The 11,316-nt window shown below is 64.2% G+C and carries 11 protein-coding genes and 1 pseudogene; 6 read left to right on the top strand and 6 right to left on the bottom strand.

Features of this window, described 5'->3' with window-relative positions; genetic code table 11:
• A partial coding sequence (locus tag B3E94_RS11525) for a DEAD/DEAH box helicase (RefSeq protein WP_286913595.1) occupies positions 1–692 on the bottom strand: 692 nt, incomplete at its 3' end.
• A 144-nt stretch (positions 693–836) separates the two neighbouring features.
• On the opposite strand from B3E94_RS11525, the gene B3E94_RS11520 reads away from it, so the two are divergent.
• Entirely contained in the window at positions 837–2,123 is a 1,287-nt protein-coding gene (locus B3E94_RS11520) for a mechanosensitive ion channel family protein (RefSeq protein ID WP_286913594.1), read from the top strand.
• A gap of 102 nt (positions 2,124–2,225) precedes the next feature.
• On the opposite strand, the gene B3E94_RS11515 is transcribed toward B3E94_RS11520, so the two are convergent.
• The 4 genes from B3E94_RS11515 to B3E94_RS11500 all read right to left on the bottom strand — a co-directional run bounded on the left by B3E94_RS11515 (position 2,226) and on the right by B3E94_RS11500 (position 5,315).
• Positions 2,226–3,161 (bottom strand): AEC family transporter, encoded by a 936-nt coding sequence (locus B3E94_RS11515; RefSeq protein ID WP_286913593.1) that lies wholly within the window; start codon positions 3,159–3,161, stop codon positions 2,226–2,228.
• Position 3,162: 1 nt separating this feature from the next.
• Positions 3,163–4,038: a carboxylate/amino acid/amine transporter gene (locus tag B3E94_RS11510; protein WP_236237612.1), complete on the bottom strand. Its 876-nt coding sequence runs from the start codon at positions 4,036–4,038 to the stop codon at positions 3,163–3,165.
• Between the two features lie 254 nt (positions 4,039–4,292).
• Entirely contained in the window at positions 4,293–4,892 is a 600-nt protein-coding gene (locus B3E94_RS11505) for an FMN-dependent NADH-azoreductase (protein ID WP_286913592.1), read from the bottom strand.
• Positions 4,893–5,000: 108 nt separating this feature from the next.
• Positions 5,001–5,315, bottom strand: a complete 315-nt coding sequence (locus tag B3E94_RS11500) for a 3-phosphoglycerate kinase (RefSeq protein ID WP_176517753.1) — start codon at positions 5,313–5,315, stop codon at positions 5,001–5,003.
• A 47-nt stretch (positions 5,316–5,362) separates the two neighbouring features.
• Here B3E94_RS11500 and B3E94_RS11495 point away from each other — a divergent pair, with 47 nt between their 5' ends.
• The 4 genes from B3E94_RS11495 (at position 5,363) to B3E94_RS11480 (ending at position 9,558) form a co-directional block, all read left to right on the top strand.
• Complete coding sequence (locus B3E94_RS11495; RefSeq protein WP_176517752.1) at positions 5,363–6,286, top strand: LysR family transcriptional regulator; 924 nt, start codon at positions 5,363–5,365, stop codon at positions 6,284–6,286.
• 13 nt (positions 6,287–6,299) lie between these two features.
• On the top strand, positions 6,300–7,112 hold the full coding sequence (locus B3E94_RS11490) for an alpha/beta fold hydrolase (protein ID WP_286913589.1): 813 nt from the start codon (positions 6,300–6,302) through the stop codon (positions 7,110–7,112).
• Positions 7,106–7,663 (top strand): peptidylprolyl isomerase, encoded by a 558-nt coding sequence (locus B3E94_RS11485; protein ID WP_176517750.1) that lies wholly within the window; start codon positions 7,106–7,108, stop codon positions 7,661–7,663. The genes B3E94_RS11490 and B3E94_RS11485 overlap by 7 nt, the downstream gene beginning before the upstream one ends.
• A gap of 62 nt (positions 7,664–7,725) precedes the next feature.
• Positions 7,726–9,558 (top strand): ABC transporter ATP-binding protein, encoded by a 1,833-nt coding sequence (locus tag B3E94_RS11480; protein WP_176517749.1) that lies wholly within the window; start codon positions 7,726–7,728, stop codon positions 9,556–9,558.
• A gap of 51 nt (positions 9,559–9,609) precedes the next feature.
• Here the strand turns inward: B3E94_RS11480 and B3E94_RS11475 are convergent, their stop codons facing one another.
• Positions 9,610–10,737 carry a GNAT family N-acetyltransferase gene (locus B3E94_RS11475; protein ID WP_286913588.1) on the bottom strand — a complete coding sequence of 376 codons (1,128 nt, stop codon included), beginning with the start codon at positions 10,735–10,737 and terminating at the stop codon, positions 9,610–9,612.
• 227 nt (positions 10,738–10,964) lie between these two features.
• On the opposite strand from B3E94_RS11475, the pseudogene B3E94_RS11470 reads away from it, so the two are divergent.
• A pseudogene (locus tag B3E94_RS11470) lies at positions 10,965–11,316 on the top strand (hypothetical protein); the annotation flags it as partial.

The following is an 11,316-nucleotide window of genomic DNA, read 5'->3' as shown; positions in this document are numbered from 1 at the left end:
TCTTTATGCTGGTCGTGGTCGGCGGTGATGATCTGCTGGCGGGTGCCTTCGGCGAGCTGCGAGACGCTGTTGAGCATCAGGTGCTCAGGGTCTTTGAGCACCTTGCCGATGATGTCGCGCAGGGCCGCGCCACCGGTGGTGGCAGAGAACAGCAGAGTCTGCTCGCGGTTCTCGCACTCCTTGCACAGGCGCTCCATGTCTTCGGCAAAGCCCATGTCGAGCATGCGGTCGGCTTCGTCGAGGATCAGCACCTGCACGTGGGACAGGTCGAGGTTGCCGGCATTGAGCTGCTCGAGCAGGCGGCCCGGGGTGCCGATCAGCACGTCCGGCACCTTGCGCAGCATCGCGGCCTGTTCCTTGAAGTCTTCACCGCCGGTCACCAGGCCCGACTTGATGTAGGTGAACTGCGAGAACAGCTGCACTTGCTTGAGGGTCTGCTGGGCCAGCTCGCGGGTCGGCAGCAGGATCAGCGCGCGGATTTCGACCCGCGGGCCGCTCAGGTCGACCAGGCGGTTGAGCAGCGGCAGGACGAAAGCGGCGGTCTTGCCGCTGCCGGTCTGCGCGGTCACACGCAGGTCACGCCCTTGCAGGGCCAGGGGGATGGCCGCGGCCTGCACCGGGGTTGGCTCGACAAATTTAAGCTCGGCCACGGCTTTAAGCAGGCGTTCATGCAGGGCGAATTGGGAGAACACGGAGGTAACCTCAGGCAAGTGCGGGGAAATTCAGTTGCATAGGGTAACGTTTTCTGCCGCAAGAGCCGAATTTCTTTTGGCAACTTTGTCGCCATCCGCGCTCTAATGCCACTTCGTTTCGCAAGCAAAGACCGTTTCAAGCCTATGGATATGCAAAAAATCTGGCGTGACAGCCTCGACCTGTGGGGCACCCTCGACCAACACCCGATGCTCCACGCCGCCATCGGCCTGGCCGTGCTGTTGTTGATTTCCCTGGTGATCGGCCGCCTGGCGCGCTTCCTGATTCTCCACGGCACGCGCCTGCTGGCCCGCCAACCGGCGCTCAAGTGGTTCGACGACCTGCGCCACAACAAGGTGTTCCACCGCCTGGCGCAAACCACGCCGTCGCTGGTCATCCAGTTCGGCCTGAAGCTGGTGCCGGAGCTGTCCGATACCGCCGCGCACTTCCTCGGCAACGTCGCCCTGGCCTTCACCCTGCTGTTCATGACCCTGGCGCTGTCGTGCCTGCTCGATGGCCTGCTGGACATCTACGCCCGCACCGAGCATGCCCGCACCCGCTCGATCAAGGGCTATGTGCAGCTGGCCAAGATGATGTTGTGGATCTTCGCCGCGATCGTCATCGTCGCCACCCTGATCGACCGTTCGCCGCTGTTGCTGCTGTCGGGTCTGGGTGCGATGTCGGCGGTGCTGCTGTTGGTGTACAAGGACACGCTGCTGTCGTTCGTCGCCAGCGTGCAGCTGACCAGCAACGACATGCTGCACGTCGGTGACTGGATCGAGATGCCCCAGGTCGGCGCCGATGGCGATGTGGTGGACATCACCTTGCACACGGTGAAGGTGCAGAACTTCGACAAGACCATCGTCTCCATCCCCACCTGGCGCCTGATGAGCGAGTCGTTTCGCAACTACCGCGGCATGCAGCAGTCGGGCGGCCGGCGGATCAAGCGCAGCCTGTTCATCGACGCCGCCGGCGTGCGCTTTTTGACCCAGGAAGAGGAACAGCGCCTGGGCCAGGTGCGCCTGCTGGGCGACTACCTGGCCACCAAGCGCCAGGAGCTGCAGGCCTGGAACGAGGCCCTGGGGCCGGTGCCGGAGCTGGCGGCCAACCGCCGCAAGCTGACCAACATCGGCACCTTCCGCGCCTTTGCCCTGGCCTATTTGAAGAATCACCCCAATGTGCATTCGGGCATGACCTGCATGGTGCGGCAGATGCAGACCACTGCCGAAGGCGTGCCGCTGGAGATCTACTGCTTCACCACCACCACGGTGTGGGCGGATTACGAGCGGATCCAGGGGGATATCTTCGATTACCTGCTGGCGGTGTTGCCGGAGTTTGGGCTGAGTCTGTATCAGCAGCCCAGTGGTAATGACATGCGGGTGGGGTTGGAGGGGGGGGTGCCGCGGCGGCTTGAGGAATTGAGCGAGGCTTGAGAGTGCCGGGGCCGCTTTGCGGCCCATCGCCGGCAAGCCAGCTCCCACAAGAGCGGCAGGGGCCCACTGTGGGAGCCGGCTTGCCGGCGATAGGGCCCTCGACTACCCCGCATACCCCAGCAGGTACAACAGTCCAGTCAACGTCACCAACGAAACCACGGTCGACAACAGGATCGTGCGCGAAATCAACCCCGCCTCCCGGTTGTAATACTCCGCCAGCATGAACGGCCCGGTGCCGGTCGGCAGCGCCGCCAGCAGCACCGCCGACGCCGCCCACATGGTTGGCAAGCTGAACACCTTGAACGCCAGCACCCAGGTCAACGCCGGCTGCCCCACCAGCTTCATCGCCACCAACGGCCAGGGGCTGGCCTGCGCACCCGTACGCTTCTCGGCCAGAAACGCGCCCAGCGACACCAGCGCGCAAGGCGTGGTGGCCAGCGCCAGCATGTCGAGAAAATGCATCACCGGCTCCGCCAGCCCCAGCCCGGACACGGCCCAGGCCGCCCCCGCCAGCGGCGAGATCACCAGCGGGTTCTTCGCCAGCGCCTTGCCGACCACAAGCATTGCCCGGCCGACCTGCCGCTCCTCCTGCAGGCCGATCTCGATCAGCGTCAGCGAAATCGCAAACACCAGGCACACCACGATCAGCGACGAGATCAGCGCCGGCTGCAAACCCGCCTGGCCAAACAGCAGCAGGCACAGCGGAATGCCGATGTAACCGGTGTTGGCATAGCCCGCGCTCAAGCCATCGATGCTTGCCGCTACCAGGCCATGGCCGCTGTACAGGCGCCAGGCCAGGGTGGCGACGAACATGGCCAACGCCCCCGCGCCGAACGCGACGATGAAGCCTGGGTGCCAGATCTCGCTCCAGGTCGTGGTGGCCGTGACCTTGAACAGCAATGCTGGCAGGCACAGCCAGACCACCATCTTGTTGATCTCGGCGGCGGCCTTGTCGCCGAGCTTGTTGGCCCGGCGGCACAGGTAGCCGACCAGAATCAGGGCGAAGATCGGCGCGACGATGACGATGATGGTGTGCATGTCAGGCCTTGCGGGCCAGCGGCGATTCAACGCGGCTGCCCAGGCGGCTCAGCCACACCGACGCGAGGATGATCGCGCCACCGATGAACAGCCGGCCCAGCGGTTCATGCTGGTTCCAGATCAGCAGGTTGAGCAGCAGGCCCACCGGCACATGCAGGTTGTTCATCACCGCCAGGGTGCCGCCGGAAACCAGGCAGGCGCCCTTGTTCCACCAGTACAGCCCCAGTGCCGTCGGGCACAGGCCGAGGAACAGCAGCACCAGCCACTGCACATCGGTGCTCGGCAAGTGCTGGGCGTTGCCGAACAGCAGGAAGGCCGGCAGCACGACGATCAAGGCGCCCAGGTAGAAGTAGCCGAAGCGTTTGTAGTGCGGCAGGTCGCTGGGGTGGCGGGCGACCAGGTGGCGGTACAGCACCTGGCCGGCGGCATAGGTGAAGTTGGCCAGCTGCAGCAGCAAAAAGCCGATGAAGAAGTCGCCACTGATGCTGTCGAAGCGGATCACCCCGGCGCCAGCCACCGCCACCAGCGCGGCCAACAGTGCCCAGGGGTTGAAGCGCCGGTTCAGGGCGTCTTCGATCAGCGTCACGTGCAAGGGGGTGAGGATGGTGAACAGCAGCACCTCCGGCACCGTCAGCACGCGGAAGCTCAGGTAGAGGCAGACATAGGTGATGCCGTACTGCAGCGCACCGATCAGCAGCATCGAGCGCATGAAGCGCGGCTCGACCTGGCGCCAGCGGGTCAGCGGCAGGAACACCAGGCCCGCCAGCACCACGCGCGCAAGCACGGCGAAATAGCTGTCGACGTGCCCGGCCAGGTACTCGCCGATCAGGCTGAAGGAAAACGCCTGGATCAGCGCGACGATTATCAGGTAGCCCATGGTTGCCTCTCGTGGATCAAGGCGGCGACCTTAGCGGGTTGCGGGCTGTGTGTTCAACCATGAGTAATGTGGGGGCTGTTCTGGCCTCTTCGCGGGGCAAGCCCGCTCCCACAATCCAAGCCTGTGCAGTACCAGTGGGAGCGGGCTTGCCCCGCGAAGAGGCCGGAACAGGCAAAAAAAAGCCCGGCCATCGAGGCCGGGCAGGTACACCCAAAGGAGCAAACAAGGTGTCAGGGTTGGGAATTCGCTGAAGCTCAGGCCACCGCAGCCAGCTTGGCCTTGACCTGGTTGATGCCCTTCTCGTGGAAGTCACCGCTCATGTTCAGGCCTTCGGCATGGATGAAGTTCACATCGTGGATGCCAATGAATGCCATCACCTGGCGCAGGTAGGGCTCCTGGTGGTCGCTGGTGGCGCCGGCATGGATGCCGCCACGGGCGGTCAGGACGATGGCGCGCTTGCCGGTCAGCAGGCCTTGCGGGCCGGTCGGGGTGTACTTGAAGGTGATGCCGGCACGCAGCACGTGGTCGAGCCAGGCCTTCAGCGTGCTGGGGATGGTGAAGTTGTACATCGGCGCGGCCATTACCAGCACATCGGCGGCCAGCAGTTCATCGGTCAACGCGTTGGAACGGGCCAGGGCATCCAGTTCGGCGGCGTTGCGCTGCTCTTGCGGCTTCATCCAGCCACCGAGCAGGTTGGCATCCAGGTGCGGCACCGGCGTTACGGCCAGGTCGCGCACGCTGATCTCGTCAGCCGGGTGCGCCGCTTGCCACTGCTCGATGAAGTCGCGAGTCAGTTGACGGGAAACGGAATCCTGCTGGCGGGCGCTGCTTTCGATGATCAGTACGCGGGACATGGGTGCCTCCATCGGCAAAAAGGGTGCGATTCGATGGAGGTGAGATTAAGGCTTGACCTATCGATAAAAAAGCGTAAAAAGTGGGTGCAATCTATCGATTAATCCGTTTTATTGCGCTTTGCAGTCCAGCGCGATGCGCAGCTTGATGATCTGCCGGTTGAACTTGGCCGTCACGTCCACGCTCTTGCCGGCCGGCACATTGACCCGGCGCACCCGTGGCGCTTCAGGGCCATTGCGGAACATCACCTTGCAGGCCGCCGGCACTTGCCCATAGTTGTTCAGGGTAATGGCACCGATGTCGTAGGCGGTGTCGTAGGCGGTGTAGTCCAGCTTGACCCCGGTCAGTTCCTTCTCCACGTCGATGGGGTAAGCCATGGCCCCCAGGGGCAGGCACATCAGTATTGCCGCACAACACTTCTTCATGGGCGCTCTCCTTGAAAGAGCGCAGCTTAGGACAACAGGAGCCAAAGATGAAAGCGCCGCGCGTAACCCTGGATCAGTGGCGAACCCTGCAGGCAGTGGTCGATCACGGAGGGTTTGCCCAGGCCGCCGATGCCTTGCACCGGTCGCAGTCGTCGGTCAGCTACACCGTGGCGCGCATGCAGGAGCAACTGGGCGTGCCGCTGCTGCGCATCGATGGGCGCAAGGCCGTGCTCACCGAAGCTGGCAACGTGCTGCTGCGCCGCTCGCGACACCTGGTCAAGCAGGCCAGCCAGCTCGAAGACCTGGCCCACCACATGGAGCAAGGCTGGGAAGCCGAGGTGCGCGTGGTGGTCGATGCCGCCTACCCCAGCGCCCGCCTGGTGCGCGCCCTGGCCGCGTTCATGCCGCAGAGCCGCGGTTGCCGGGTGCGCCTGCGCGAAGAGGTGCTGTCCGGCGTCGAGGAGGTGATGCACGAAGGCATCGCCGACCTTGCCATCAGCAGCTACAGCATCGGTGGCTACCTGGGCGCCGAGCTCAGCGCCGTGGAGTTCGTCGCCGTCGCCCACCCCGAACACAGCCTGCACCGCCTGGGCCGCGAGCTGACCTTCCAGGACCTGGAGAGCCAGCTGCAGGTGGTGATCCGCGACTCCGGCCGCGCGCAGCCGCGCGATGTCGGCTGGCTCGGCGCCGAGCAGCGCTGGACGGTCGGAAGCCTCGGCACCGCCACCACCTTCGTCAGCAGCGGCCTGGGCTTTGCCTGGCTGCCGCGGCACATGATCGAGCGCGAGCTGCGCGAGGGCGTGCTCAAGCCATTGCCGCTGGATCAGGGTGGCAGCCGCCACCCACTGTTCTACCTTTATTCGAGCAAAGAGAAGACCCTGGGCCCGGCCACGCAGATTCTCATCGACCTGCTGCGCAATTTCGACACCGCGCCCCTGGACGTGCCCTTCGCAGCCCCCCCGCAAGCCTGAGAGGACCGCGCCCATGGCCTATTTCGAACATGAAGGATGCTCACTGCATTATCAGGAATACGGCCAGGGCGACCCCCTGGTACTGCTGCACGGCCTGGGCTCCAGCAGCCAGGACTGGGAACTGCAGGTGCCCGTGCTGAGCCAGCACTACCGGGTGATCCTCATGGACATCCGTGGCCACGGTCGCTCCGACAAGCCCCGCGACGGTTACCAGATCGCCACCTTCAGCGAAGACCTGCTGGCCCTGCTCGAACACCTGCAGACCGGCCCGGTGCACTTCGTCGGGCTGTCCATGGGCGGCATGGTCGGTTTTCAGTTCGCCGTCGACCACCCGCACTGGCTGCGCAGCCTGTGCATCGTCAACAGCGCCCCCGAGGTCAAGCGCCGCACCCGCAGCGACTGGCTGTGGTGGGCCAAGCGCTGGGGCCTGGCGCGCATCCTCAGCGTCGAGACGGTCGGCCAGGGCCTGGCCGCACGCCTGTTCCCCAAGCCCGAGCAGAGCGAGCTGCGCCGCAAGATGGCCCAGCGCTGGGCGCGCAACGACAAGCGCGCCTACCTCAAGAGCTTCGATGCCATCGTCGACTGGGGCGTGCAGGAACGCATCGGGCAGATCCACTGTCCCACGCTGGTGATCGCCGCCGACCACGATTACACGCCGATACAGTTGAAGGAACGCTACGTGGCGCTGATGCCCCACGCAAAGCTGGTAGTCATCGACGATTCCCGGCACGCTACGCCCCTTGACCAACCCGAGGTCTTCAACCAGACATTGCTGCAATTCCTCGCAGCCGCTTCCACCTCTCAAGGATCTTTGAGCCCATGCTGAAAAAACTCCTGCTCACCGCCTGCTCGGTGGCCTTCGCCACCAGCGTCATGGCCTCCGACAAGACCCCGCACGTATTGCTGGACACAAGCTTCGGCCAGGTCGAAATCGAGCTCAATGCCGAGAAGGCGCCGATCAGTACCAAGAACTTCCTCGAGTACGTCGACAGCGGGTTCTACAACAACACCATTTTCCACCGCGTGATCCCAGGCTTCATGGTCCAGGGTGGCGGCTTCACCGAGCAGATGGTGCAAAAGCCCACCCGCGACCCCATCCGCAACGAAGCCAGCAACGGCCTGCAGAACACCCGCGGCACGCTGTCGATGGCGCGCACCTCCGACCCGAACTCGGCCACCAGCCAGTTCTTCATCAACGTCGCCGACAACGACTTCCTCAACCCGGGCCGCGACCGTGGCTACGCCGTGTTCGGCAAGGTCACCAAAGGCATGGAAGTGGTCGACCAGATCGTCAACTCGCCGACCACCGTCAAGAAAGGCATGCGCGACGTGCCGGCCGACCCGGTGTTCATCAAGTCTGCCAAACGCATCGACTGATCGCAGGTTTCACAAGGACGTGAAACCACCTCAGGTCGGGTAGCACAGGAGTCTCGTCACCCATGCTGTACCGCCGCTTCGAGCAACTGATCGACATCTTCCGCGACGCCCCGAGCGAATCGCCGCCCACCCAGGTGTGGCCCTTCTACCTCTACTACCTGCGCCAGGTGTGGCCAAGCTTCCTCGCCCTGCTGGTGGTCGGCCTGTTCGCCTCGCTGATCGAGGTGGCGATGTTCAGCTACCTGAGCCGCATCATCGACCTGGCCCAGGGCACGCCCAATGCCAACTTCTTCAGCGAGCACAGTGGCGAGCTGATATGGATGCTGGTGGTGATCCTGCTGTTGCGGCCGATCTTCTTCGGCCTGCACGACCTGCTGGTGCACCAGACCATCAACCCCGGCATGACCAGCCTGATCCGCTGGCAGAACCACACCTACGTGCTCAAGCAGAGCCTGAACTTCTTCCAGAGCGATTTCGCCGGGCGCATCGCCCAGCGCATCATGCAGACCGGCAACTCGCTGCGCGATTCGGCGGTGCAGGCGGTCGATGCCCTGTGGCATGTACTGATCTACGCCGTCACCTCGCTGGTGCTGTTCGCCGAGGCCGACTGGCGCCTGATGCTGCCGCTGCTGGCCTGGATCGCCGCCTACATCGCCTCGCTGTTCTACTTCGTGCCCAGGGTCAAGGAGCGCTCGGTGGTGTCCTCCGACGCGCGCTCCAAGCTGATGGGCCGCATCGTCGATGGCTACACCAACATCGCCACCCTCAAGCTGTTCGCCCACACCGACTACGAGCAGCAGTACGCTCGCGAAGCGATCCGCGAGCAGACCGAAAAAACCCAGCTGGCCTCACGCGTGGTCACCAGCATGGACGTGGTCATCACCACCCTCAACGGCCTGCTGGTGGTCGCCACCACCGGCCTTGCCCTGTGGCTGTGGAGCCAGTCGCTGATCACCGTGGGCGCCATTGCCCTGGCCACCGGCCTGGTGATCCGCATCGTCAACATGTCGGGCTGGATCATGTGGGTGGTCAACGGCATCTTCGAGAACATCGGCATGGTCCAGGACGGCCTGCAGACCATCGCCCAGCCGGTCACCGTCACCGACAAGCCCCAGGCCCCGGCGCTGAAGGTCAGCCGTGGCGCGGTGCGCTTCGACGATGTGGACTTCCACTACGGCAAGGGCGGCAACGTGATCGAAGGGCTGAACCTGGACATCCGCCCGGGCGAGAAGATCGGCCTGATCGGCCCGTCCGGGGCCGGCAAGTCGACCCTGGTCAACCTGCTGCTCAGGCTCTACGACGTGCAGGGCGGGCGCATCCTGATCGATGGGCAGAACATCGCCGAGGTCAGCCAGGCCAGCCTGCGCGCGCAGATCGGCATGATCACCCAGGACACCTCGCTGCTGCACCGCTCAATCCGCGACAACCTGCTGTATGGCCGGCCCGACGCCAGCGAGGCGGCGCTGCACGAAGCCGTGCGCCGTGCGCGGGCCGACGATTTCATCCCGCTGCTCTCCGATGCCCAGGGGCGTACTGGCTTCGATGCCCATGTGGGCGAGCGCGGGGTGAAGTTGTCTGGTGGCCAGCGCCAGCGCATCGCCATTGCCCGGGTGCTGCTGAAGAATGCGCCGATCCTGATCATGGACGAGGCCACCTCGGCGCTGGACTCGGAAGTGGAAGCGGCGATCCAGGAAAGCCTGGAGACCCTGATGCAGGGCAAGACGGTGATCGCCATTGCCCACCGGCTGTCGACCATTGCCCGGATGGACCGGCTGGTGGTGCTGGACAAGGGGCACATCGTCGAGAGTGGCAGCCACAGCGAGCTGCTGGAGCAGCAGGGGTTGTATGCCCGGTTGTGGCATCACCAGACTGGCGGGTTCGTCGGGGTGGATTGAGCCCCTATCGCCGGCAAGCCGGCGATAGGGCCCGCACTGGCAACAAACCGTTCAATCCCGGCGATAAGGCAACATCCCCCAAGCCTCCTCGGCATACCCCCTCACCCCTTCCCGCTCCTGGCGCAGAAAATCCTCCACCGCCCGCCGCAACCCCGGATGCAGCAGGTAATGCCACGACCGCGTCAGCACCGGCTCGAACCCGCGAATCAGCTTGTGCTCCCCCTGCGCCCCGGCATCGAAGCGTTGCAGCCCTTCGGCAATCGCAAAGTCCATGCCCTGGTAGAAACAGGTTTCGAAGTGCAGCCGGTCGAATTCATCCAGGCACCCCCAGTAGCGACCAAACAGGCTGTCCCCCCCGACCAGGCTCAAGGCCATGGCCACGTCGCGCCCGCCCTGCCTGGCCAGCACCACCCGAATCGTTTCGGGCATGCGCGCGGCCAGCAGGCTGAAGAATTCACGCGTCAGATACGGCGAACGCCGGCGCACCGCGTAGGTGTTGGCATAGCACAGGTAGATGAAATCCCATTGGGCCTCATCCAGCTCATCGCCACGGTACCAGCGAAAATCGATGCCCTGCCCCGCCACCTGCTCGCGCTCCTTGCGCATCTGCTTGCGCTTGCGTGAACTCAAGCTGTCGAGAAAATCCTGGAAGTCGCGGTAGCCGCGGTTGCGCCAATGGAACTGGCAACCCAGCCGCTCCATCCAGCCCGGCAAGCTGGCCATGCGCTCATCGAGGCTGGCGTCGGTGAAGTTGATGTGCGCCCCCGACAGCCCGCCCTTGCTCAGGTACTCCGGCAACGCCTGCAGCAGTAACAGGCCATCGGCAGGGTCGGCAGCCAGCAAGCGCGGGCCGCTGACCGGGCTGAACGGCACCGCGCCGAGCAGCTTGGGGTAGTAGGCAATGCCGGCGCGCTCGCAGGCATCGGCCCAGCCCTGGTCGAACACATACTCGCCAAACGAGTGCCACTTGCGGTACGCCGGGAGCAACGCGCGCACCTGCCCGTCACGCTCCAGCACCAGGTGTTCGGCGGCCCAACCGCTTGAAGGGGCCACGCTGGCGCTGTCTTCCATGGCACTGAGGAAGGCATGGCGCAGGAAGGGTTGGCCGGCGGGCACCAGGGCGTCCCAGGTGGCTGCCGGCAGGTCACGCAGATGGGCGAGGCTGTAAAGGCTGGTCACGGTATCGACTCGTTGCTGAACGCCCCCAGTATTGCGGAATGACCCTTTGACACTCAATTACTTAACCGCAGTGCCACTAATTAGACATTATTCTGTCATTCGCCCTCGCAATACTTGCGCCTGTTTTCCGGAACCCCAGAACCTGTCTATTCAGGCCCTTTCCGAAGACATGCCAACATGGGGGCGGGCGCTGAGCCTCCCCAATATTTTTCAGTAGGGAGAACCTTATGCGTCTTGTTTCTACACTTACCGGAGTGAGCCTCACCGGCATGATGCTGGCTCTGAGTACTCCGGCCAGTGCTGCTGTCGACGCCAAGCTGCTCGAAATGCTCCGCGCCAATGGCTCGATCAACCAGGCGCAGTACAACGAACTGCAAGGCGACCTGGCAAAAGAAACCAAGGAAAAGGCCGACCAGAAAGCTCAGTCCGAACGTATGAGCTCCTTCGAACAGAAAGTGGCATGGGCCGCCAAGACCCAGATCAAGGGTGATGTGCGCCTGCGTTACGAAGACGTCAACGTCGACAACCCGATCTCCCGCAGTGGCAACCAGGACCGTGAGCGCGTGCGTGCCCGTGTCG

Origin of the sequence: Pseudomonas sp. UBA6315 (genome assembly GCF_002438125.1) — a bacterium.
Lineage (GTDB): Bacteria > Pseudomonadota > Gammaproteobacteria > Pseudomonadales > Pseudomonadaceae > Aquipseudomonas > Aquipseudomonas faucium.
Note: the sequence above shows the minus strand (reverse complement) of the source record. Positions and strands in the feature narration are given on the sequence as shown.